Source organism: Subdoligranulum sp. DSM 23681 (assembly GCF_057005535.1).
This window is the reverse complement of the sequence record NZ_CM168050.1, coordinates 266294-290907: the sequence shown is the minus strand read 5'-3', so window position 1 is coordinate 290907 and position 24614 is coordinate 266294. Positions and strand designations below refer to the sequence as shown.

General features: G+C 59.6%; 19 protein-coding genes, 2 tRNA genes and 1 pseudogene. 20 read left to right on the top strand and 2 right to left on the bottom strand.

The window, feature by feature from the left end; all coding sequences use genetic code 11:
- Positions 1 to 28: 28 nt before the first annotated feature.
- A tRNA-Leu gene (locus tag AC127K_RS01450) sits at positions 29 to 112 on the top strand.
- A gap of 47 nt (positions 113 to 159) precedes the next feature.
- Here AC127K_RS01450 and AC127K_RS01445 read toward each other — a convergent pair.
- Positions 160 to 1524, bottom strand: a complete 1365-nt coding sequence (locus tag AC127K_RS01445) for an MATE family efflux transporter (RefSeq protein ID WP_483721297.1) — start codon at positions 1522 to 1524, stop codon at positions 160 to 162.
- Between the two features lie 121 nt (positions 1525 to 1645).
- Positions 1646 to 1729: transfer RNA gene (locus AC127K_RS01440), tRNA-Leu, on the bottom strand.
- 284 nt (positions 1730 to 2013) lie between these two features.
- Here AC127K_RS01440 and trkA point away from each other — a divergent pair.
- From trkA to AC127K_RS01345, 19 genes and pseudogenes are all read left to right on the top strand, one after another.
- Positions 2014 to 3375 (top strand): Trk system potassium transporter TrkA, encoded by a 1362-nt coding sequence (trkA, locus tag AC127K_RS01435; protein ID WP_483721296.1) that lies wholly within the window; start codon positions 2014 to 2016, stop codon positions 3373 to 3375.
- A gap of 11 nt (positions 3376 to 3386) precedes the next feature.
- On the top strand, positions 3387 to 4859 hold the full coding sequence (locus tag AC127K_RS01430) for a TrkH family potassium uptake protein (protein ID WP_294538340.1): 1473 nt from the start codon (positions 3387 to 3389) through the stop codon (positions 4857 to 4859).
- Between the two features lie 108 nt (positions 4860 to 4967).
- Positions 4968 to 5762: a polysaccharide deacetylase family protein gene (locus AC127K_RS01425; protein WP_483721295.1), complete on the top strand. Its 795-nt coding sequence runs from the start codon at positions 4968 to 4970 to the stop codon at positions 5760 to 5762.
- A 91-nt stretch (positions 5763 to 5853) separates the two neighbouring features.
- On the top strand, positions 5854 to 6390 hold the full coding sequence (locus AC127K_RS01420; RefSeq protein ID WP_483721294.1) for a hypothetical protein: 537 nt from the start codon (positions 5854 to 5856) through the stop codon (positions 6388 to 6390).
- A gap of 35 nt (positions 6391 to 6425) precedes the next feature.
- Positions 6426 to 7733, top strand: a complete 1308-nt coding sequence (locus AC127K_RS01415; protein ID WP_294538349.1) for an alpha-amylase family glycosyl hydrolase — start codon at positions 6426 to 6428, stop codon at positions 7731 to 7733.
- Positions 7734 to 7788: 55 nt separating this feature from the next.
- The gene (locus tag AC127K_RS01410; RefSeq protein ID WP_483721293.1) at positions 7789 to 8649 is read left to right on the top strand and encodes an EamA family transporter; all 861 of its coding nucleotides are present in this window, start codon (positions 7789 to 7791) and stop codon (positions 8647 to 8649) included.
- Between the two features lie 113 nt (positions 8650 to 8762).
- Positions 8763 to 10001: a SpoIVB peptidase gene (gene spoIVB, locus AC127K_RS01405; protein ID WP_483721292.1), complete on the top strand. Its 1239-nt coding sequence runs from the start codon at positions 8763 to 8765 to the stop codon at positions 9999 to 10001.
- A 247-nt stretch (positions 10002 to 10248) separates the two neighbouring features.
- Positions 10249 to 11007 (top strand): sporulation transcription factor Spo0A, encoded by a 759-nt coding sequence (gene spo0A / locus AC127K_RS01400; RefSeq protein ID WP_294538358.1) that lies wholly within the window; start codon positions 10249 to 10251, stop codon positions 11005 to 11007.
- 24 nt (positions 11008 to 11031) lie between these two features.
- Positions 11032 to 11835, top strand: a pseudogene (gene ispD / locus AC127K_RS01395) (2-C-methyl-D-erythritol 4-phosphate cytidylyltransferase); the annotation flags it as partial.
- A gap of 24 nt (positions 11836 to 11859) precedes the next feature.
- Positions 11860 to 12330, top strand: coding sequence for a 2-C-methyl-D-erythritol 2,4-cyclodiphosphate synthase (ispF, locus tag AC127K_RS01390; protein ID WP_483722163.1), 471 nt, complete (start codon positions 11860 to 11862; stop codon positions 12328 to 12330).
- Between the two features lie 109 nt (positions 12331 to 12439).
- A complete protein-coding gene (cdaA, locus tag AC127K_RS01385; protein ID WP_294538364.1) occupies positions 12440 to 13345 on the top strand; it encodes a diadenylate cyclase CdaA in 906 nt (301 codons plus the stop codon).
- The gene (locus tag AC127K_RS01380) at positions 13320 to 14633 is read left to right on the top strand and encodes a CdaR family protein (protein ID WP_294538366.1); all 1314 of its coding nucleotides are present in this window, start codon (positions 13320 to 13322) and stop codon (positions 14631 to 14633) included. The genes cdaA and AC127K_RS01380 overlap by 26 nt, the downstream gene beginning before the upstream one ends.
- Before the next feature lie 24 nt (positions 14634 to 14657).
- Complete coding sequence (locus AC127K_RS01375) at positions 14658 to 16256, top strand: NAD(P)/FAD-dependent oxidoreductase (RefSeq protein WP_483721291.1); 1599 nt, start codon at positions 14658 to 14660, stop codon at positions 16254 to 16256.
- Positions 16257 to 16294: 38 nt separating this feature from the next.
- Positions 16295 to 17482: a hypothetical protein gene (locus tag AC127K_RS01370; RefSeq protein WP_483721290.1), complete on the top strand. Its 1188-nt coding sequence runs from the start codon at positions 16295 to 16297 to the stop codon at positions 17480 to 17482.
- Positions 17483 to 17509: 27 nt separating this feature from the next.
- Positions 17510 to 19555 carry a single-stranded-DNA-specific exonuclease RecJ gene (gene recJ / locus AC127K_RS01365; RefSeq protein ID WP_483721289.1) on the top strand — a complete coding sequence of 682 codons (2046 nt, stop codon included), beginning with the start codon at positions 17510 to 17512 and terminating at the stop codon, positions 19553 to 19555.
- A gap of 54 nt (positions 19556 to 19609) precedes the next feature.
- A complete protein-coding gene (locus tag AC127K_RS01360; RefSeq protein WP_294538379.1) occupies positions 19610 to 21778 on the top strand; it encodes a RelA/SpoT family protein in 2169 nt (722 codons plus the stop codon).
- Between the two features lie 5 nt (positions 21779 to 21783).
- Positions 21784 to 23511: a DUF6311 domain-containing protein gene (locus tag AC127K_RS01355; protein WP_483721288.1), complete on the top strand. Its 1728-nt coding sequence runs from the start codon at positions 21784 to 21786 to the stop codon at positions 23509 to 23511.
- A gap of 27 nt (positions 23512 to 23538) precedes the next feature.
- Entirely contained in the window at positions 23539 to 23994 is a 456-nt protein-coding gene (dtd, locus tag AC127K_RS01350; protein WP_483721287.1) for a D-aminoacyl-tRNA deacylase, read from the top strand.
- Between the two features lie 8 nt (positions 23995 to 24002).
- The gene (locus AC127K_RS01345) at positions 24003 to 24608 is read left to right on the top strand and encodes an MBL fold metallo-hydrolase (protein ID WP_483721286.1); all 606 of its coding nucleotides are present in this window, start codon (positions 24003 to 24005) and stop codon (positions 24606 to 24608) included.
- Positions 24609 to 24614: the final 6 nt, after the last annotated feature.

Sequence of the window (24614 nt, the reverse complement as noted above, 5' to 3'; positions counted from 1 at the left end):
CGCCGCTTGGTACACTGGTGTGTGTTGAGCGGATATGGCGGAACTGGCAGACGCGCTGGTTTTAGGGTCCAGTGTCCATGACGTGCAGGTTCGATTCCTGTTATCCGCACCAAAAAGCCCCGGCTGTTTTACCAGCCGGGGCTTTTTTCATGCATATTTTCAAAAAGAAGATGATTCCGGCAGCAGAGCGGCACGGCGGCGGAAATAGTACACCGCCCCCACCAGGTCGGCCAGTGCCCAGCCGATGGGGACCGAGATCCAGATGCCCCACACGCCCACCTGCGGCGCCAGAGCGTAGGCCAGGGCCACCCGGGTGCCCAGGGAGAAGACAGTCAGCACCACCGACATGGCTGGACGGCGCACTGCCCGGTAGAATCCATACAGCAAGAACAGGATGCCGATGCCGCAGTAGCAGGCACCTTCGATCCAAAGATACTGAACACCCACGGCGGTGATCTGGGCCACGGCCGGATCGGTGGGATCCACAAAAATGCCCATAAGCGGTGCGGCAAACAGACATACGACCGCACTCACCGCCACACAGAAAACGGCGGCACAGATTACCGCACTGCGGGTCCCTTTGCGGATGCGTTCCTGGCTGCGGGCGCCGTAGTTCTGGGCAATGAAAGTGGAAAAGGCGTTGCCGAAATCCTGTACCGGCATGTAGGCAAAGGAATCAATCTTGACGGCGGCGGCAAAGGCTGCCATGACCACTTCCCCGAAGCTGTTCACCAGCCCCTGCACCATCAGGATGCCAAAGTTCATGATGCTCTGCTGTACACAGGTCAGCAGGGAAAAGGAAACGATCTCACCCAATACACTCCGGCTCCAACGGCAATCCTCTTTTGCGGGTACCAGCATGGGCAGGCGGATCAAGGTATACACCGCAATGCCGATGCCGGATACATACTGGGCGATGACGGTGGCAATGGCCGCACCGGCCACACCCCAGCCGCAGATCAGCACAAAAGTCAGGTCCAGCGCAATGTTCAGAATGGCCGATATTCCCAGAAACACCAAGGGCACTACCGAGTTGCCCACTGCCCGCAGCAGGGCAGCAAAGTAATTGTACAGGAACACAGCGGGGATGCCCCAGAAGATACACCACAGATAGGTGTGCATGAGGGGAATGATGCCGTGGGGGACCTGAAGCAGGACCAGGATGGGATCCAACAGCAGAAAGACGGCTATGTTCAGAACTATGGTCACCGACGCGATAAATACAAAGGCGTGGAAGATCCCGCTTTTCAGTCCGCTGCGGTCGCCCTCTCCCCAACGGATGGAAAACAGTGCGCCGCTGCCCATGCACAACCCCAGCAGGATGGAAGTCAGAAAGGTCATCAGGGTGTAAGCGGAGCCGACCGCCGCGAGGGTATCGGCTCCCAGAAAGCGGCCTACGATGATGGTGTCCGCCACATTGTACAGCTGCTGCAGCAGATTGCCGGCCATCATGGGCAGCGCAAACAGGATCAGACTTTTGGTGATGGGCCCGGTGGTCAGGGCGGTATCGTGTTTGATAGCCATAAATGGACTCCTCGGGCGAACGAATGCCCTGCGGTGAGGTCTTTCTTTGCATAAAAATCCGGACAAACCAAAAGCCCCGGCACAGAGCCGGGGCTTTTGGGCGGGGCCAAACCCGCTGGGTTGGTGCGGAAGATGGGACTTGAACCCACACGTCATGGACACACGCACCTCAAACGTGCCTGTCTGCCGATTCCAGCACTTCCGCATATTGCACCACCGGATCAACCACCAGCGCTGCAATGGGTATTCTATCATACCTACCAGTAAAATGCAAGCCTTTTTTTCAGGGGGCCGCTGCGGGACGGGGCGTTGGGAAAAATCAACCTTGACAGGCAAAGAATCAGCTAAGAAAAGGAACACATGATTAAGATACAGCAAAGAAACAGTTGAATTTTGTCGCGGGCTCTCGTATAATAGCCAAGAATAGAATGGAAATTTTGCGCAAATCCGAAAGGCTTTGCGCGTTTATTTCGTGTACAGAGGTGCAGTATGAAAATCGTGATCGTCGGTTTGGGCAAGGTCGGCCGTGCTTTGACCGAGCAGCTGACTGCCGAAGGGCATGATATCGTCGGTATCGATATCAACCCTGACCGCGTGGAGAGCATCGTCAATGTCTTTGACGTGCGCGGCGTACCGGGCAATGGCGGGTGCTATGAAATTCAGAGCGAAGCCTTTGAAAACGGTGCCGACCTGCTGGTGGCCACCACTTCCAGCGACGAGATCAACATTCTGGCTTGTCTGGTTGCCAAGAAGATCGGGACCCGCCATACCATTGCCCGTATCCGCAACCCGGAATACGAAAAACAGCTGCGGTTCATGCGCCAGGAGCTGGGGCTTTCCATGTTTGTCAATCCGGAAAAGGCCACAGCCCGTGAGATTTCCCGGGTGCTGCGTTTTCCCAATGCCATCAAGCTGGAACAGTTCTGCCGGGGCCGGTTTGAACTGATTGAATACCGCATCAATCCCGGCAACCCTCTGTGCGGCCTGCAGCTGTCTGACCTGTACAGCAATATGCATGTCAAGCTGTTGGTGTGTGCCGTGGCCCATGGAAAAGATATCACCATCCCCGACGGCAATTTCGTGCTGGAAGAAGGGGACAAGGTTTATCTGACTGCCTCTCCCCAGGAACTGGAGAACTTTTTCCGCCGTTTGGGGCTGTTCAAGGGCCGTGCGTCCAACGTCATGGTGGTGGGGGCCAGCCGCATGGCGTATTACCTGCTCAAGGAGCTGCGGGATATGCACATGCACATCACCCTCATTGACAACGACCCGGCCCGCTGCCGTGACATGAGCGAACGCCTGCCCGGAGTCCTGGTCATTCAGGGGGACGCTGCGGACAGTGAACTGCTCAATGAGGAAGGTCTGGCGGAGATGGATGCCTTTGTGGCTCTGACCGGCCTGGATGAGACGAACATCATCCTTTCCATGTATGCGGCCCAGCTCAATTCCTGCAAGGTGGTAGCCAAGATCAACCGCAGCTCCTTTGCGGATCTGGCCACCGCAAACGGGATGGTGGACAGTGTGGTGTCCACCGGCGATGTCACCGCCGAGACCATTCTGCAGTATGTGCGCGGGATGCAGAACTCCTTCGGGTCCAACATCCGGACCCTGCACCGTGCAGTGAGTGGTCGTGTGGAGATCCTGGAATTCAATGTGGGGCCGGACATTCCTTTTGTGGGCACACCGCTGAAAGACCTGACGCTGAAAAAGGGGATGCTGATTGCAGGCATCGTGCGTGCCAACGGCCAGACCCTGATCCCGTCCGGTTCCGACAGCCTGCGCCGCGGGGACGACGTGGTCATCGTGACCACCGGTACGCCCATTACCGACCTTCGTGAGGTCGTGGAGTAAGAGGCGAGCCAATGAATTATCGAATGATTGCTTTTGTTCTCGGCCGCATTTTCATGGCGGAGGCTGCTTTGCTTGTCCTGCCCATGGCCTGTGCACTGATTTATGGGGAAAACACCATTTTTGCATTTCTCATTCCCATCCTGCTGCTGATGGCGCTCGGGTGCCTGTTCGGCTTGCGCAAGCCCAAAGATACGGTCATCTATGCCAGAGACGGTCTGGTGGTCGTCGCTCTGGCCTGGGTTCTCATGAGCGCTTTCGGCGCGCTGCCTTTTCTGCTTTCGGGGGATATCCCGGATTATACCGATGCTTTCTTTGAGATGGTGTCCGGCTTTACCACCACCGGCTCCAGCATCCTCAAGGATGTGGAGGCTATGAGCCGAGGCTGTCTTTTCTGGCGCAGCCTGTCCCACTGGGTGGGCGGCATGGGCGTTCTGGTCTTTGTCATGGCGGTGGTTCCCATGACCGACGGCCGCGCCATGCACCTGATGCGGGCGGAGGTCCCCGGCCCCACCGTGGGCAAGCTGTCCAGCAAACTGCAGGATACGGCCAAAATTCTTTACCGCATCTACCTGGTGATGACGGCCGTGGAAGTTGTGCTGCTTCTGGCGGGGGGCATGCCGCTGTATGATGCGCTCATCCACTCCTTCGGGACAGCCGGCACCGGTGGTTTCAGCTGCAAGGCCCTCAGTGTGGGGGCGTACAACAGCGTGTATATCGAGATGGTCATTGCCGTCTTTATGCTGCTCTTCGGCATCAACTTCAATCTGTACTATTACATATTGCTGCGGCATTTCCGGCAGGCATTCCTGTCTGAAGAGCTGCTGACCTACCTGGGTGTGGTGGCTGCGTCCACCCTGGCCATTGCGGTCAATCTGAGCCATATGTGCCAGAATTTTGCCGAGGCGCTGCGTCTGTCCTTTTTCCAGGTGTCGTCCATCATTACCACCACCGGCTATGCCACCACCGATTTCAATATGTGGCCTTCTTTCAGCCGGACGGTGTTGGTTATGCTGATGTTCCTGGGCGCTTGTGCCGGCTCCACCGCCGGCGGCCTGAAGGTTTCCCGTGTGATTATTCTGGCCAAGTCCAGCGTGCGGGAAGTCCAGCACATGCTGCATCCCCATGCGGTGACCACCATCCGCTTTGAAGGCCGTCCCCTGGATGACAAGACCGTCCGCGGCGCCAGCGTGTACCTGAGTGTGTATCTGTCCCTCTTTGTGGGTTCCATCCTGCTTATTTCGCTGGATGGTTTTGATCTGATCACCAGCTTCACCGCCGTGGCCACCTGCATCAACAATGTGGGACCCGGTCTGGAGATTGTGGGGCCCATGGGGTCCTTTGCAGATTTTTCTCCCTGGTGCAAATGGCTGCTCAGCTTCAACATGCTGGCCGGCCGGCTGGAACTGTTCCCCATGCTGGCGCTGTTTGCGCCGTCCACCTGGCGCCGTCGCCGCCGCCGCGGCAAGGTGGCCCTGCGTTTCTGATGATGTCAAAAGCCCGGACCGGCTGTGTGGTCCGGGCTTTTTTGTATGCAGCCGGGAAAGCCGGCATACATATGAGTCAGAACCATGCCGAAGAGGGGGAGAGGTCCCATGGGTGTTTCTGTCAAAACCGTCCGCTGGTGTCTGGCGGCGCTGCTTCTGTTATGCCTTGCTGCGTTCTTTCTGGCGGACTATATGCCGCATCCCGCGCAGGAAGAAACCGCCGTTCCCGATGACCGGCTGGCGGTGCAGGCGGCTGCCGCGCTGGATGGACGGTATGTCTGCCTGACGTTTGACGACGGCCCTTCGGAAAATACAGCTGCCATTCTGGACGCTCTGGCCCGGTATCAGGCTCCGGCCACCTTTTTTGTGACAGCCCAGCCCATCAATGAACCATACTTTGATCAACTGCCCCTGATCCAGGCAGGCGGACATCAGATTGCCCTGCACAGTGCCAGCCATCGATATGCGGATATCTACAAAAGCCCCACGGATTTCTGGCTGGACATCAAGCAACTGCGTCAGACGCTGTCCGCCTGGGTGGATGTGGAACAGATTCATTGGCTGCGCTTTCCCGGCGGCAGCACCAATACGGTCAGCCACCGGTACGGCGGAAAGGATATCATGAAAAAACTGGTGGAGGAGGCAGAGGAAAAGGGGTATCACTGGATCGACTGGAACGTCTGTGCCGAAGATGCCACTTCTGCGCATCCAAACGCGGCTGCCATTCTGCAGAATATACAGCAGGATGCGATGGGAAAACGGGTGTGTGTGGTTTTGATGCACGATACCGCTGCCGCCGGACAGACCGTGCAGGCGCTGCCGGATATACTGACCTGGTTCTCTGAGCAGGGATATCAGTTTTGTACAGTTGAGCAAATGTATACCATGACAAAGGAAGAGTAAGTTACAAAAGGGAATTGCAAAGACGCTGAACACCATGTATAATAAGGACAAATCAAAGGCGCATAACGCCCGGATTCTAGGAAGTTTGCACATGAAAAATACCCAAAGCCGGCGCATAGCGCTGTGCGGTGTGCTGGCTGCGCTCACGGTTGTGATCCTGCTGGTGGGAACTGCGCTGGGCATCGGTACCTATGCTGCGCCCATGCTGGCCTCATTTCTGCTCATCCCGACTCTGGTGGAATATGGCCCCCGCGCTGCCCTGACCCAGTATGGGGCTGCGGCTGTGCTGGGGCTTCTCCTTGTGCCGGACCCGGAGCTGTCGCTGTTCTATGCGCTGGTACTGGGACCTTATCCAGTGCTTAAAACGCTGCTGGACCGCCTGCGTCTGGCACCGGTGCGCTGGGGCGCGAAACTGGCGGTGTTCAATCTTGCCACCGTGGTTATGTATGCACTGCTTCGGGTGGTATTTTTGCCGGATATCATGGAAACCATGCCTGCCACCGCCGCTCTGGCCGTGGTGCTGGTGGTCTTGTGCAATGTGGCTTTTCTTCTGTGCGATCGTGCCGTGACCGCTTTGACCCTGGTTTACCGCCTGCGTCTGCGCCGATACTGGAAAAAACGCTTTTGAGCTTGGCGTACAAGCTCAGGAAAGGAAGATCGACCATGTGGTATCAAAATGCTGTCGTCTACCAGATCTATCCGCTGGGAATGTGCGGGGCACCCTTGCAGAATGACGGCGTGCCCGAACATCGTCTGCTGCGGGTACTGGACTGGGTTGACCATATCCGGGACCTGGGGGCGACCTGTGTACTGTTCAACCCTCTGTTTGAGAGCGATGCCCACGGGTACGACACCCGGGACTACCAAAAGGTGGATGTGCGCCTTGGCACCAATGAGGACCTGCGCCGGGTCTGTCAGGCTTTGCATGCAGCCGGACTCAAGGTCATGTTTGACGGCGTCTTCAATCATGTGGGCCGTGGGTTCTGGGCATTCCGGGATGTGCAGGAAAAGCGGTGGGACAGCCCGTACAAGGACTGGTTCAACATTCATTTTGACGGCAACACCAATTATAATGACGGCTTCTGGTATGAAAGCTGGGAGGGCTGCAACGAGCTGGTCAAGCTGAACCTGCACAATCCTGCTGTGCGGGAACATCTGTTTGACGCCATCTCCTCCTGGGTGCGGGATTACGGGATCGACGGGCTGCGCCTGGATGTGGCCTATTGTCTGGACCTGGATTTTCTGGGGGCGCTGCGCCAGTTTACCTCCTCCCTCAAGGAAGATTTCGTGCTGGTGGGGGAGACCCTGCACGGGGACTACAACCGGTGGATGAACGACCATGCCTGCCACTCGGTCACCAATTACGAATGCTACAAGGGGCTGTATTCCAGCTTCAATACCGGCAATATGCACGAGATCGCCTACAGCCTGAACCGCCAGTTCGGTTCCGAGCCCTGGTGCCTGTACACCGGCCGTCAGTTGCTCAGCTTTGCGGACAACCATGACGTTACCCGTGTGGCCAGCATTCTCACCGACAAGAAAGAATTGGAACCCCTGTACGGTCTGCTGTTCGGCATGCCCGGTACGCCCGCCGTCTACTACGGCAGCGAGTGGGGTGTTACCGGGGAGAAGAAGGATGGAGACCCCGCCCTGCGTCCGGCCATCGAAAAGCCGGAACACAACGAACTGACCGACTGGATCGCCGCTCTGGCCGGAGCCCGTGCCGCCAGTCCGGCTTTGTGCCACGGCAGCTACCGCAATATCCTGGTGCAGCCCAAGCAGCTGATCTTTGAACGCCGCAGCGGGGAGGACCGGGTCCTGGTGGCCATCAATGCCGACAGCCAGCCCTACCACGCCGACTTCAACGCCGAGGCGGGCTGCGCCGTGGACCTGATCACCGGCAAGCCCCACGACTTTGGCGGCGGCAGTGATCTGGCGCCTTATTCCTGTGCATTCTGGAAGACCGAATGAGCTGCCGGCCTGAATTCTGAAAATCTCCGTTTGAGCGGAAAAGAGGGACCCTTTCATGTGGCTGCTGTTTGCTGCCGCGTCCGCGTTTTTTGCCGGTATCACCGCCATCCTTGCCAAGTGCGGTATCCGGCAGACTGATTCCACCGTTGCCACCGCGCTGCGCACCTGCGTGGTACTGGTCATGGCCTGGGTCATGGTACCTGTGTCCGGGCAATGGGCCGGCATCCAGGATGTCACCGGCAAATCCATGTTGTTTCTGGTGCTGTCCGGCCTGTGTACCGGCGCGTCCTGGCTGTGCTACTTCCGGGCTCTGCAGATCGGGGATGTCAACCGGGTGGTCCCGGTGGACAAGACCAGCACGGTCCTCACCATTTTGCTGGCGCTGATTTTTCTGGGGGAGGGTGTTACTCCCATCAAGACGGCGGCCATGGTTCTGATCATGGCGGGCACATGGCTGATGATCGAAAAGAAGCAGAGCACGGCGCCTTCTGCTGCCGGCCATGGCTGGTTGTGGTATGCGGCCGGATCGGCATTTTTTGCCAGTCTGACCTCCATCCTGGGCAAGATCGGTGTCAGTGATATCGGTTCCAACCTGGGAACCGCCATCCGCACCACTGTGGTGCTGGTCATGGCCTGGGGAATGGTCTTTCTGGAAGGCAAACAGCGGCAGGTGGTTCTGGTGCCTCGCAGGGAACTGGGATTCCTGTGCCTGTCCGGGCTGGCCACCGGTGCTTCCTGGCTGTGTTATTACCGTGCTTTGCAGGATGGTCCTGCCAGTGTGGTGGCGCCGGTGGACAAGCTGAGTATCCTGGTCACCGTGGCATTTTCGGCCGTGGTATTTGGTGAAAAGCTCAGCCGCAAGGCGGCATTTGGTCTGCTCCTGAATGTGGTGGGGACTCTTATGATGCTGCTGTAACCTTTTTTTCTGAGCGAAACCACCGTATGGGCTTTTTCCCATGCGGCGGTTTTTGCTTGCAATATTTCGACCCTTCCTGCACATACTGAGGTATGGAAAAGGAGGGGACCCCCATGCCCGAACATGCCGCGCGGCGCTTTGTGCGCCGCATGTTGGGAGTACTGGCACTGACCGGTGCTCTGCTTGCAACGGCTCTGCTGGGACTGCGCGCAGCTCTGCCGGATACGTTTTATATAGAACCGGGCGGTACCCTGACCCTGGCGGCCATGCCCTTTCTGCGGGCAGGAGAACCGTCCAGGGGCAGTACGGCAGCCGTCAGCGGCAGCAGCGAAACCGGCAGTGCCAACCAGACGCTGCGCCTGTTCGGGATGCTGCCGGTCAAGACGGTGCGGACCGTGGCTTCCGCTACCCGCACGGTCACTGTATCCGGGGCTCCTTTCGGGGTCAAGATGTTTGCTGACGGGGCGCTGGTGGTGGCTTTTTCCGATCAGCTCACCGCCCTGGGCACCGAGAACCCGGCCAAGGAAGCGGGACTGCGTTTGGGAGATGTGATCGTCTCAGCGGCAGGGCAGGCCATTCATGGAAATGAGGAACTCTCTATGGCCATTACGTCGGCAGAAGGGGACCCCATTGAAGTTGTCTTTTCCCGTGATGGGGTGCAGCATACCTGTACCCTTACCCCTGTGCGGGACCGGGACAGCGGCGTCTGGCGGGCCGGAGTGTGGGTACGGGATTCCTCGGCGGGGATCGGGACCCTGACTTTTGTGGACACGGAGTACGGGACTTTTGCAGGGCTGGGGCACGCGGTCAGCGACAGCGATACCGGTGCCGATTTTCCTCTGCTTTCCGGTGAGATCGTACCTGTGACCATCATAGGTGTGCAAAAGGGAGCTGCCGGTGCACCGGGAGAACTGCAAGGGGAGTTTTCCGGTGCGGCCGCGCTGGGCACGGTCAGTGCCAATGATGCAACCGGCGTGTACGGCACACTGCAGAATCCGGCGGCTGCCGTGACCGGTCAGGTCATGCCGGTGGCCGAGATCCAGCAGGTCGCTCCCGGTCCGGCGCAAATCCTCACCACAATCGACGGCACAGCGCCCCAGTGGTATGACGTGACCATAGAGCGGGTCAATATGACAGCAGGAGATCCCAACCGCAACCTTTTGATCCGTGTGACGGATGACCGGCTGCTGTCCGTTACCGGAGGAATCGTCCAGGGCATGTCCGGCAGCCCGGTGGTGCAAAACGGTACCCTGGTGGGGGCTGTAACCCATGTCCTGGTCAATGACCCGACCCGCGGCTATGGTATCTTTGCTGCCACCATGCTGGAACGGGCGGATGCAGCGGGAGCCTAATCCAGCTTTTTCCAGAGCCGGTGCGATCCGGGTGGGGAGAAAAGGGGCTGCCAGAGGGCAAAACCGGCAAAAAGCCGGTAAAAAACTGCCGGATAAGGGGACTTGGTGTCGAATTGTGGGGAAGAGTGTCACAATGCCCCGAAAACTTCCTATTGCCAGAATTGGTAAAATATGGTAATATTTCCATTGTCGAGAAAAACCTGCGCGGCTGGGCGGCTGGCCGCTGATGAATGAGGAGTGTATCACAATGGACAAAATCAAGTTTTTGATGACCGATACCGGCGCGCAGACCACGGCGCTGTGCCGCCAGGCGCTGGAGGACAAGGGCGTTGCGGTGACGGTATGTGAGAAAAACGGCAGCAAGGCCCTGAAAGCGCTGCTGGACACCCACCCGCAGGCGGTGCTGCTGGATGCATTTATGCCCGATCTGGATGCCATCACGGTAAAGCAGCGGTATGAAGCCCAGGATACCACCGGCACCCACACCACCTTTTTTGTGACAGGCGCCTTTCAGAGCGAAGAGATCGAACAGGATCTGCTGGATAATGGTTTTTCGTTCTTTTTTGTCAAACCCTTTGATGAGACCGTACTGGTCAGCCGGGTGCTGAAGGCCGCGGGAACACCCGCGCGTCCGCAGGCATTTTCCCAGGACAGCGACGAGCTCACCGTTACCGAAATTCTGCACCAGGTAGGCGTTCCGGCCCATATCAAGGGATATCAGTTCCTGCGGGATGCGATCCTGCTGGCGGTGGAGGATCATGAATACATCAATGCCGTGACCAAACGGCTGTATCCGGAAATCGCCAAACGCAACGGCACCACGGCATCCCGTGTGGAGCGTGCCATCCGTCACGCCATCGAGGTGGCCTGGGACCGAGGGGATGTGGATACCCTCAATGGGTATTTCGGTTACACCATACACAGCCTGCGCGGCAAACCGACCAACTCCGAATTCATTGCCATGATCGCGGACAAGATCCGTCTGGACAAGCGCCGCCGTGCCTGATTTGTCAAAAGTATACCTGCCATTATGACCTCCCGCCCCGGCGGGAGGCTTTTTTATTTCAAAACTTTTTCAATCTGTCTCAAAGCGGTAGATTTTTCCGTTGGATACTTGTATAATGGTAGCATGGTCAAACTGGGGTGTGTGTACGCTGTCCCGCCCCGGTGCAAGGTTTACTACGGAAAGGGGGCGCCGGATATGGCGCAAACCGTGACTGCCATTCTGGTGGCGGCAGGGTCATCCCGGCGTATGGGATTTGACAAACTCAGCCATCGGCTTCCGAACGGGCTGACGGTGCTGCAGACAAGCCTGCGGGCTTTTGAACTTCATCCGCGGGTGCAGGATATTGTGCTGGTGGCGGGGGCCAATATGGAAACCTGCCGGGAATTGGCTGCGGCCTGCGCAAAGCCATGCAGGGCGGTACAGGGAGGCGCCACACGGGCTGAGAGTGTCCGTGCCGGTTTGGCGGCTGCGTCCGGAGAGATCGTGGCCATCCATGATGCGGCGCGCCCCTTTGTCAGTCCGGATGTCATCACGGCTGCCATCGAAGCTGCCGAAAAGAGCGGTGCTGCCGCCCCGGCTGTCCCGGTGAAGGATACCGTCAAGGTGGCCGATGAAAACGGCCGGGTGCAGATCACCCCTGACCGCAGCACGCTGTTTGCGGTGCAGACGCCTCAGTGCTTTCGCCGGGAATTGTATTTTCAGGCGTTGGCCGCAGTAGCAGGTGAAAAGGCGGATCTCGTGACCGATGACTGCAGCCTGTTTGAGCTGGCGGGGCTGCCGGTGATTCTGACACCGGGAGACTATGCCAACCTGAAAATTACCACCAAAGAAGATCTGAAAGGGGAAACCACCATGCGTATCGGACATGGGTATGACGTGCACCGGCTGGTCGAGGGCCGCCGCCTGATTTTGGGCGGGGTGGACATCCCGTATGAAAAGGGCCTGCTGGGCCATTCCGACGCAGATGTGCTGCTGCATGCCATCTCGGATGCGCTACTGGGTGCGGCTGCGCTGGGAGACATCGGCAAGCATTTCCCAGATACGGACCCCCGGTATGAAGGGGCAGATTCCCTGCAGCTTTTGCAGGAGGTGGGAAAGCTGGTGAACCAGGCCGGCTACGTGGTGAGCAATATTGATGCCACCATCCTGTGTCAGGCCCCCAAGCTGGCGCCGCATATTCCCGCCATGCGTGCCAACATCGCCGGCGCACTGAATCTTGCTTTGGACAAGGTCAGTGTGAAGGCCACCACCGAGGAACATCTGGGATTTACCGGCCAGGGGCAGGGTATTGCGGCCCATGCCGTTACGCTGCTGGAAGCATGATCCCGTGCCCGGGCAGAATTCTGCCGCATTTTTCCGTTGCATTGATACTTGAAGAAAAGAAAACCGCTTCCGCCCTTTGCCCGGCGGCTGTAAGGAGGCTGTGACCGGCATGCTCGGCATTTACGATTTTTTCAGCGGTGTGATCAGCAACCTGCGTACGTTCGGCGTGCGTGACCTGGTTGATATTCTGGTCATATCCTTCGCCTTTTATGAATTGTTCCTCTTCGCGCGCAAGTCCCGTGCGGGCCAGCTGGTGCGCGGTCTGATGCTGGCGCTGGTCTGCTTTGCGCTGGCCTATCTCTTTGAGCTGCGGACCGTGCGCTGGCTGCTGAACAATTTCCTGCAGGTCGGCTTTATTGCCGCCGTGGTACTGTTTCAGCCGGAACTGCGCCGCACGCTGGAACGCCTGGGCCAGAGCGCCAACTGGACAGGCCGCCTGTTCAGCATCCGCCGCACCGACCCTTCCCTGCGGGCGGTGTGGCAGAGCGCGGTGGTGGCCATCTGCGACGCCGCCGAACAGCTGTCCGATACCCGCACCGGCGCTTTGATGGTGCTGGAACGCAACAACAACCTGGATGAGATCATCCGGACCGGGACGCCGCTCTCGGCCAATGTTATTCCGGAGATGCTGGGCACGATCTTTTATGAAGGAACTCCGCTGCATGACGGTGCCGTGGTCATCCGGGACGGGCGCATCGTGGCGGCCGGCTGTGTGCTGCCCCTTTCCAACAACCTGGAAATGGGCAAGGACATGGGTACCCGACATCGCGCCGGTCTGGGCATGAGTGAAAACTCCGACGCGGTGGTCATCGTGGTCAGTGAGGAGACGGGAATCATCTCGTTGGCCAAAAACGGCGTTCTGATCCGTCGCCTGGACCGCCAGAACCTGTTCAATCTGCTGCAGGAGGAGATCATTCCGCCCGAATCGGAGGAAGAACAGAAGACCCCTGTGTGGTCCCGGCTGTTTGGCAAAGGAGGTGCCGTGAAGCATGCCGTTCAACAAAAAGAAAACTGAACAGCCCGCTGTGGCGCCCAAGGCGCGGGAAAAACGCACCATCTGGGATTACCCGGTGGTTCTGTGGTGCGCGGCGTTGGCCTGTGCCGTGCTGGCCTGGCTGATTGTCACCATGTATTTTGACCAGGAAAGCGATAAGACTGTTACCATCAATTCCATCACCTATACCTACCAGTCCAGCACCTATACCAGCCTGGGGCTGGATATCGTGGAAACTCCGGACGTCTCCAATGTGACCGTACGCATCAAAGGCAGCGGCACCATTATCGGCGGCATCCGGGAAAGCGATATCATGGTTTATCCCAAGTACTCCACCGTGCGCGGTGCCGGAACCGTGACCCTGGAACTGGGAGCACGGTTCATCACCTCGGATTATGACAACCTTGGCATTGAGTTGACGGTGGAGAATCCGACCACCGTCACGGTCGTATTTGACAATGTGAGCGAAAAGACGGTACGGGTCACCGCGGACACTTCCCAGATCGCCATTGCGGATGGATTTATTCTGAACAGCGCCTCTTGTGTCCCTGCGGAAGTCACCCTGACCGGTCCCACCACCGAACTGGAACAGATCGATTCCGTGGTGGCCACCGTGGCTTCGGATGAAAAGCTGGATGATTCCATCACCCTGGATGCCGGACTGGAAATGCGGGATGCCAACGGCAATGCGGTGGCACCGCAATATACCACCATGGACAGTGATTCTGCCGCCGTCACCCTGAATGTACTGCAGGTGCGGGAACTGCCGCTGACCGTGGATTTCATCGGCCTGCCCAGCGGGTTTGATGTATCCAGCCTGAAATATTCTTTGGACCGCAGTACCCTGCGGGTGGCGGGACCGGCCCGGACGATCAGCAAACTGAATGAGCTCAGCGTGGCCAGTCTGGACCTGAGCCAGAGCTTTGCCTTTGACCGGGATTACCAGCTGGCGGTGGAACTGCCGGACGGCATCGTATCCCAGGATGGCATCACCACCGTTACGCTGACCTTTGACACCACCAATATGACCAGCACCACCCTGAATGTCTCCAACATCCGGGTCATCAATGTGCCCAGCGACGCCCAGGTGGATGTGCTGACCAGCCGTATCAGCAATGTGACCCTGTATGGTCCGGCGGATGAGATCGCCGAGCTTTCGGCGGACAATGTGATGGCACAGGTGGACTGCCAGAGCATCTCGGTCACTGCCGGTCAGCAGACACTGCCCGTGAACATCCAGATCCCCTCGTCCAGCCGTATTTTTGCGGTGGGCAGCTACACGGTGCAGTGTGCCATCACCACACAGTAAAAAAGAAGGAGAAAATACCCGAAAGTGCTCTTGGTACGCAATATCCGCCTGCCGCTGACCTGCTCCGATCCGGAGGCAGAGGCCGTGCGGCGGGCACGCAGGATCCTCCGTCTGCCTGCCGGAAACGCAGCAGGCGGCGGCATCGCAAAACTCTCGGTGGATGCCCGACACGGAACCCCCGTTCTGGTCTACACCGTCGCCATCACGCTCAACGACGAGGGTGAGGAATCGGCTTTGGCCGGGGCCTCGCCCTGTGTCTGTTTCACACGCAAGCCGGAATTTCATTTTCCGGTAGGGAAAAATCCGCTGGCTCACCGTCCGGTGGTGGTGGGCCTGGGACCGGCGGGGCTGTTCGCAGCCTTGCTGCTGGCACGCCACGGATACCGCCCCCTGGTGCTGGAACGGGGCCCTGCCCTGGAACAGCGGGTGCAGGCGGTGCGCGCCTTTGAAGCAGGCGGCCGTCTGGACCCGGAGGCCAACATTCAGTTCGGGGAAGGCGGTGCCGGTACCTTTTCGGACGGAAAACTCACCACCCGCACCGGCGATGCCCTGTGTGCCTATGTCACCGAGACCTTCCTCAAACACGGTGCGCCGCAAGACATTGCTTGGCGGCAGAAGCCTCATGTGGGTACTGACCTGCTTCGGGGCGTTATTGCGGCCATCCGGTCGGAGATCGAATCCCTGGGCGGCACGGTCCTCTTCAACACCAAACTCACCGGGATCGAGACCCGCGGCGGCTCTGTCTGCGGGGTGATGACCACGGCTGGAGAGTTTGCCTGTGAACAGCTGATCCTGGCTGTGGGGCACAGTGCCCGGGATACCTTCACCATGCTGGACCGGATGGGTCTGCCCCTGGAATGCAAGCCGTTTTCGGTGGGTTTCCGGGCGGAACATCTGCAAACCGAAATCGAGCGCAGTCTCTATCATGGGGCAGCCGGACATCCGGCGCTGCCCCGGGGCGAGTATCAGCTCAGCCAGCATGTGGATGGCGGCCGCTGCGTATATACCTTCTGCATGTGCCCCGGAGGCACCGTCTGCGCCGCGGCCAGCGAGGAAGACGGGGTCGTCACCAACGGCATGAGCCTGCATGCCCGGGATGGCCGCAACGCCAACGCGGCGGTGGTGGTCAGTGTGGACGGCCGGGACTTTGACAACGACCCCGCCAAGGCGGTGGCTTTCCAGCGGCAGCTGGAACAGGCCGCTTTCAGGGCAGGAGGCGGCAGCTACGCTGCGCCCGCCGAGACGGTGGGCAGCTTCCTGCAGGGAAAAGGCCGCCTGGACCTGGGCGCCGTGCAGCCCACCTACCCGCGGGGCGTGGTGCCCTGTGATCTGGGCAGCCTTCTGCCCGACGAACTATCCGCCGCCCTGCGCCAGGGGCTGACCGCTTTCGGCCGCAAGATGGCCGCTTACCGTGCCCCCGACGCGGTGCTCACCGGCCTGGAGACCCGTACCTCAAGCCCGCTGCGGCTGGTGCGGGGGCAGGATTTCCAGTGTCTCTCCCTGCCGGGATTATACCCCTGCGGTGAGGGCGCCGGCTATGCGGGCGGCATCATGACCGCCGCCGTGGACGGCCTGCGCTGCGCCGCTGCCCTGATGGAACGCAGCGCGCCGCCCCGCGGCTGAAAAAACGTACCCGCAAAAAAGGAAAGGAATCAAACGATATGCCTCCCAGAAATCCCTATCAGGACCCGGACGGCCCTGCCCAAGAGCAAGAAAATACCTCACCCCGGGGATATTATACAAGTATTCCGGATCTGGACGATGCGGTCAGTGAGATCGTGCAGGCCGGCACCCAGATCGGGTCCGGCATGTTGGACGGTCTGGCCGGCGTGGTCCAGTCGGTGGGAGATGCCATCCGCAGCCGTGGCGTGGAAAACAAGAATGTCCCTTTTGAAACCTGGCGCCAGCGGATGGACCGCAAATTGAAAAACAGCGATCAGGACGGCTATCTGGGTATGGCGGTGGCAGGCTGGATCTTCGCCGGAGGCTTCGGCATCGCGGCGCTGGTCATGTTCATTCTGGCCATGGTAGGCCCCCAGGCTATGGGCATGCTGCCCGAAGAACATGTGGTTTTTCCCGTGCTGGCGGCCTGCTTTGCCCCGATGGCGGTCGGGTTCAGCGTTATGGGGGTCTTCGGTGTCCGGCTGTGGGGCCGGTACAATCGGCTGCGGGGCTATCTGCGGGCTGTCCGGGACTGGACCTGGGACATTTCTGCCATAGCCCGGGATACCATGCAGCCACAGGACCGGGTCCGGGAGGAACTGCAAAAAGCCATCGCAGACGGAAAAATTCCCGGTGCGCTGGTCTCTTCGGACGGGAAGACCCTTTACCTGAACGATGCCCTGTACACTCCGCCGGCACCCCAGCCGGAACCGGTGCTGCAGGACAAGCCGGAACCGGTTCCGGCGGACAGCCTGCGCCGGGAGGGTGTGGACTTTCTCAACTACCTGCGGGCCTGCCGGAGGCGTCTGGGAGAGACCGCCGATGAAGAGATCATCGCCATGCAGAAAACCTGCGGTGCCATTCTGGGCTTTGCCCATAACCATCCGGACCAGCAGCCCCGGCTGCGGCGGTTCCGGGAATACTATCTGCCCACCACCCGGAAGCTGCTGGACACAGCCCTGGGCCTGGGGGATACGGATGCGGCTGCCGCTGACAAGATCCGCGGCGAGATCACCGGCATCCTGCACACCCTGAATCTGGCCTACACCAAGCTGTACGAAACGCTGTTGCAGGATGTGAGCCTGGATGTTTCCACCGAGATCGATACCCTGGAAACCATGCTGCGCCAGGACGGCCTGACACATGATTTCGGGCAGGATTTCGGCACCGGGACCAAGACCGTATGATTGTGAATTTATAAGGAGAGAACCGCTATGAACTACCGTGCCTGGCAGTTGAATCAAGCTGCCGATCAGGACGCCGAAGCCCTGCACGCCGAAGGCTTCGGCGTGCTGCTCAGCCGTGTGCTGGCGGCACGCGGGGTCCATACGGCCGAAGCCGCGCATCACCTTCTGGATGGTCGGGATGAACTGACCGATCCCTTTTTGCTCAAGGACATGGACAAGGCGGTGGAACGCATCCAGCGTGCGGTGGAAGAAGGCGAGCCCATCGTCATTTTTGGCGACTACGATGTGGACGGCGTCTCGGCAACGGCCATCCTGTTTGAGTGTCTGTCCAACCAGGGGGCGCAGGTTCGCTGTAAACTGCCCAGCCGGGAAGGCGGGGGATATGGCCTGAATGCCGATATACTCAAGCGATTGGCAGAAAAGGGATACACGCTGGTGGTGACGGTGGACAACGGCATTGCCGCTGTGGAGGAAGCCCGCTGCGCAAAGGAGCTGGGCATAGATCTGGTCATCACCGACCACCATCTGCCGGGGGAGGAACTGCCGGAGGCTGTGGCCGTGGTGGACCCCAACCGGGCCGATGACGAAAGTCCCTTCAAATTCCTGTGCGGTGCCGGGGTCGCATTCAAACTTTGTGCCGCTCTGGAAGGCTGCGACCCCACCGAATTGTTGGACATGTTCGGGGAACTGGCGGCCCTGGGGACCATTGCGGATGTAATGCCCCTGATCGGAGAAAACCGCACGCTGGTGCGGGAAGGGCTGGCCGTCCTGCAGGAGACCATGCGGCCCGGTCTGCAGGCGCTGCTGGAAAATGCCGGCTATGCCGGCAAGCCTGTCACCGCGGAAACGGTCAGTTACGGCCTTGCCCCGCGGCTGAATGCTGCCGGCCGGATGGATACGGCCGCAGTGGCACTCAAGTTGCTCCTGTGTGAGAATGAGGAACAGGCGGCCGGTATTGCGGCACGCCTGAGTGAAATCAACGCAGAACGCCAGCAGACGGAACAGCAGATCCTGGCAGCGGCGCTGGAAACCATCCAGGCCGATCCTGCCCGCACCCATGACCGGGTTCTGGTGGTATCGGGGGAGGGCTGGCATCCCGGCGTTATCGGCATTGTGGCCAGCCGTCTGATGGAACGGTATGGCCGTCCGGCTATCGTCATCTCCACCGAAAACGGGGAAGGCCGCGGCAGCGGCCGTGCACCGGCGGGCTTTAACCTTCATGCCGCGCTGGCAGCCTGCTCCGCCTGCCTTATCCGCAGCGGGGGCCATGCGGCGGCAGCCGGTCTGCTGGTGGAAGAAGAAAAAATCAGTGTTTTCCGTGCGGCCGTCAATGCCTGGGCCGCTAAGAAATATCCGGTGCCGGAACCCAGCTCTCTCAAACTGGACGCAGCCGTGAGTCTGGCAGAACTGGACCTGACCTCGGTGCGGGAACTGTCCCGTCTGGCTCCCTTCGGAAGCGGAAACCCGGTGCCGCTTCTGCTGGTGGAAAATGCTGTGGTGGACGGCTTGTGGCCTTTGGGCAGTGAAGGCAGGCACACCCGGGTGCGCCTGCGTCAGGGCGATTCAGCCTGCTTTGTCTCGGTCTTCGGCACCGCGCCGCAGGAGCTGGTCTATCAGCCGGGGGCGGTGGTGGATGCCGCCATTGAAGTCAGCGTCTTTCAGGGCAGAAACGGTCCGATGGTGTCGGCACACTGCAAGGCCATGCGTCCGGCGGGGCTGGGTAACGAACCGGCCCGTCAGGCTGCGGCCTTTGATGCGGTCTGCGGCGGCACTTCGCTGCCGCCTGATCGTGCCGCAGCGTTTTTGCCGGACCGCAATGATACAGCCACGCTGTACCGTCGCATTCGGGCGGGAGGCGTACCGGCGGATGACCTGCAGCCCGTATTTGCGGCATCCGGGCCGCAGAACACCGGCAAAACGCTGGCCAGTCTGACCGCCTTGTATGAACTCGGACTGGTGGAACTGCAAAACGGGCGCTGGATGCCGGCGGCTGTCACCGGTAAAAAGAATCTGGATGATGCGCCTATCCTGCAAAAGCTGCGGGCTATGGCGGCAGGGCCGGAGGGAACGTGACCCTGCCGACGGCAGCACGCAAGCGATAAACCAAAACCAGGGGGAGGAACCGAAATGGAAAACGAAGTCAAAATGCCCATTACCTATGAGCAGCTCAAACAGGATATGACCGAAAGCGGACGGCCATATGACTTTGCGATGATTGACCGTGCCTATGAACTGGCAAATTCGGCCCACAGCGGACAGCGGCGCCGCAGCGGAGAACCCTATATCTGCCATCCGCTCTCGGTGGCCCGGATCCTGGTGGAACTGGGGATGGACAGTGAGAGCATCGCCGCCGCCCTGATGCACGATGTGGCCGAGGATACGGCCGTGGGGATTGATGAGATCCGCTCCAAGTTCGGCAATGAAGTGGCGCTTCTGGTGGACGGTGTTACCAAACTGACGCAGATCAAGTTCTCCAATGTGGAGGACCGTCAGGCAGAGAACCTGCGCAAGATGCTGCTGGCCATGAGTCAGGACGTGCGGGTCATGATCATCAAGCTGTGTGACCGCCTGCACAATATGCGCACCGGGGATGCCTGGCCGGAGCAGAAGCGCCGGGACAAAGCGCTGGAAACCATGGAGGTGTACGCTCCCATTGCACACCGTCTGGGAATTTCCAACATCAAGGAAGAGCTGGAAGACCGCAGCCTGCATTATCTGGACCCTATTGGTTATGAAACCATCCGGTCTCTTTTGAACAAGCACGGCGACGCCTTTCTGGAGGATGTCTGCCAGACCATCCGGGAACACCTGGAGGATAACGGAATAGAGAACGCCACCATCCGCCACCGGGTTAAGAGCATCTACGGCATTTACCGCAAGATGTATATGCAGAATAAGGACTTTGAGGAAATTTATGATGTATACGCGGTGCGTATCATCATCAACACGGTGGCGGAATGCTACACGGCGCTGGGCCTGATCCATGATATGTATCATCCGCTGCCCAACCGGTTCAAGGATTACATCTCCACGCCCAAACCCAACGGATACCAGAGTCTGCACACCACCGTGATCGGTCACGAAGCCATTCCCTTTGAGGTGCAGATCCGTACCTGGGACATGGACCGCATGGCGGAGTACGGCATTGCCGCCCACTGGAAGTACAAAGCGGGCATTTCCACCAGCAACGAAAAGCTGGAAGAACGTCTGGCCTGGGTGCGCCGTCTGCTGGAAAGCCAGCGCTCCAGCGTAGATGCCACCGATCTGCTCAGTGATATCAAGTCCGACCTGCTGCCGGAAGAAGTCTTTGCTTTTACCCCTCGCGGAGATGTGATCAATCTGCCTGCCGGAGCCACCGTCATCGACTTTGCCTACGCCATTCATTCGGCGGTAGGAAACCGGATGATCGGGGCCAAGGTCAACAACCGCATTGTGCCCATTGACCATAAGGTTGCCACCGGTGAGATCATCGAGATCATCACCGGGCCGGAAAATCGCGGACCTTCCCGCGACTGGCTCAATATTGTCAAGACCAGCGAGGCCAAGAACAAGATCCGGAACTGGTTCAAGAAAGAACGCCGGGAAGAGAATATTGCCGAAGGCAAGGAAGCCCTGGAACGGGAGATGCGCCGCAACCTGATGACCGTCCCGGCGGAACAGTACGACGACTTTATGGCATCGCTGGCCAAGCGCAACCACTGCAATACGGTGGAGGAGATGTACGCCACCATCGGGTACGGCGGGCTGCAGATGGCCCGTGTGCTGCCCAAGCTGAAAGACGAGTACAACCGTCTGAAAGCCTCCGAGCCCAAACCCATTACGGTGGATGTCAAAAAGGTCCACTCCACTGCCGGGGTGGTGGTGGAAGGTATCGACAACTGCCCCATCAAGTTTGCCAAGTGCTGTTCGCCCCTGCCCGGTGACGAAATCATCGGTTTTGTTACCCGTGGCTTCGGCGTGTCCATCCATAAAAAAGACTGTGGCAATGTGCGTGAGAGCATGAAATCCCCCGAAAATGCCGGCCGCTGGGTGCGCGCCTATTGGGCAGACAATGTCCGGGAAGATTACAAAGCTACCCTGGAACTGGTCTGCATGGACCGTGCCAATCTGGTTTCGGATGTGGCGCTGGCGCTGGGCGATATGCGTGTGCCCATCTATTCCATGGATGCCCGCGCCGCGGACCAGGGGCGTGCCCGCATGTCTCTGACCATCGGCATCAATAATACCGAACATCTGAACAATGTGGTCCTGCGCCTGCAGAAGGTCCGGGATGTGATGTCGGTGACCCGTATCTGAAAGACATGACAAATCAACTTGAAAAATCTTCTGCTTTTCGTCGGCTGCTCCCTGCTTTGCTGGGGGCGGCGGCCGGCGTGGCGGTGTTCCTGTGGGTGTATGGTACCGCCCCCCTGCATGTGAGCTGGGACAACTGGATCCTGCGCGGATACGATGAACTGGATGTCCAGCAGCATTATGCAGGATGGCTGCTGTTCCGCAATTCCCATTGGACCTTTCCGCTGGGGATGGCTGACACCGTGGCCATGCCGGACGGTACTGCCATTTCCTACACCGACAGCCTTCCCTGGGTCAGTATCTTTCTCAAACTGCTGCGGGGATTCCTGCCTGCCACTTTCCAGTGGTTCGGGCTGTATGTGCTGGGGTGTTTTGCGCTGCAGGGGGCGGCGGGCGGTCTTCTGTGCGCCCGCGGCCTGACCGGCAGGGGAGAGGCGGCGGTCACCGGTCTGCTGGGAGGCGGCCTGTTTGCCTGCCTGCCTACTCTGTGGGAGCGGTCCTTCCGCCATACGGCGCTGGCATCCCAGTGGCTGTTCCTGTTTGCACTGTATGTGTATCTGGAAAGCAGGGATGCCCTGCGCCGCACCGGCCATGCCCCCAAACGGCGGTGGTGGCTTGTGGTGCTGGCCTTTTCCGCCGTGGGGATCCACCCCTATTTCCTGCCGCCGGTCATGGTCTGTGCACTTCTCTGGTGCGTGGACCGCGTGCGGCTGGGCGGTGGCCGGGTCGGCGCCGTGACGGACTTTGCGGCTGCTCTGGCTGCTGCTCTGGCGGGCGGCGTGCTCTGCGGAGCCATCGGAACCGAAAGCTCCTTGAGCCGGGAGGGCTACGGGGAGTTTTCCATGAACCTGAATGCCCTCATCAACCCCTACTCCCGGGGACAGTATACCTGGTCCCGGCTGCTGCCGGTATTGCCCCAGCAGACCAATCAGTATGACGGGTTCAATTATCTGGGGCTGGGTGTGCTGGCTCTGTTGGCCTTGGCCCTGGTTCTGTCCGTCGCCGCTGCCTTCCGCCTTCCCCAGGAGGTCAAAACCTGGTGGAAGCGCAACTGGCCAGCGGCGGTGGGCTGCGGACTTCTGACCCTGTTTGCGGTAAGCAACCGGGTCAGCTGGGGAAATAGCAGTTTCACCATTCCTCTGCCCGGATGGCTGCTGGATCTGTGCGGCATTTTCCGGGCCAGTGGCCGGATGTTTTATCTGCCCGCTGCCTGCCTGGTGGTGTGGGGCGTATATACCCTGCGGGCAGCCTGCCGCCGCCTGTCCGGATCGTCGTTTTTCCCTGCTTTGCTGCTGGCGGTATTGCTGGCCGTGCAGGTGTGGGATCTGTCTGCGGTGGCCGCTGAAAAGCACAACTACTTTACAGATGCTGCGGCACAGCCCACGGAAAACGTTGCCTGCCATCCCATGACGGCGGGCATCGGTACCGGCCGCAGTGCGCTGCTGGCGGCTGGGGAAGTGCGAGAAGACCGTCTGCGGCTGCTGGCCATCCTGGCCGGCAAGGAAGGTTTGCCCACCAACCTGGATATCGCGGTGTCCGGCGCTCATGAGGCGGCTGCTCGGAGCCGTGCCGATACCGCGGCCCTGCTGCTCAGCGGCCGGTACGACCCCACTGCGGTCTACGTCACCACCGATGAGTCGGTGTGGAACCAGTGGCAGCAGATTTTTGCCAACGATTCCAAGCCGACCTTCTTTGTGGCGGATTCCTGCTACTTCATGCTCTGTCTGGAGCCGTGATTGTCAATTGAAAAGGAGAACATCTTCATGCGCGCCGTGATTCAACGTGTATCCGTGGCATCGGTGGTCGTCAACGGCGGCGAGCCCCGCACCATCGGTCCCGGTCTGGTCATTCTGCTGGGTGTCTGCGATGGTGAGGACGCAGCCATCGTTCCCAAGCTGGCCGCCAAATGCGCCAACCTGCGTATTTTTACCGACGACCAGGGCAAGCTCAACCGCAGTGCGGCGGAGCTGGGTCTGTCCGCCCTGGTGGTGTCCAATTTCACCCTGTACGGCGATACCTCCCGCGGCAACCGCCCCAGTTTTATCCGGGCCGCCAAGGGTGAAGCCGCCGAAAATCTGTACAAAGCTTTTCTTGCCGAACTGGGCAAACAGCCTTTGAAGGAACTGCAGCATGGCGAGTTCGGCGCCGACATGCAGGTATCCCTGACCAATGATGGCCCTGTGACCATCATGATCGATACCGACGAATGGAAAAAGTGAGGTACTCCATGAAACTTCTGCATATTTCCGGCCCTTGGCCGCTGTGCACCAACACCTTTCTGATCATCACCGAATCCGGTCATGGTATTGCCATCGACCCGGCAGCCGATGCAGCGCGGTATCTGGATCCGCTGAAGGAAGCCGGTGCCACCCTGACCCATATCTTCCTGACTCACGGCCACTATGACCATGTGGGGACCGTGGCCGCCCTGAAGGAACAGACCGGTGCCAGAGTGTTGATGGACCCGGCCGATGCCCAGGGCAGCCAGATGTTCCCGCTGACCCCGGATATCATCGACGAACCCTGGCCTGAAAGCGGCACCGTCACAGTGGATGAACTGACCTTCCAGCTGTGGCATACCCCGGGCCACAGCCCGGGCAGTGTCTGTCTGGCCTGCGGCGGATGCCTGTTCAGCGGCGACACTCTGTTTGCCTCTTCCTGCGGCCGTGTAGATCTTCCCGGCGGCAGCCCGGAACAGATGCGCCGCAGCCTTTCGCTGGTGGCCAATCTGCCTCTGCCGGACGAGACAAAGGTCCTGCCCGGGCATGAAAGCTTCTCCACTCTGGGCCAGGAACGCCGCAGCAATCCCTATCTGCTGGGCGAATGGTATTGATGCAGG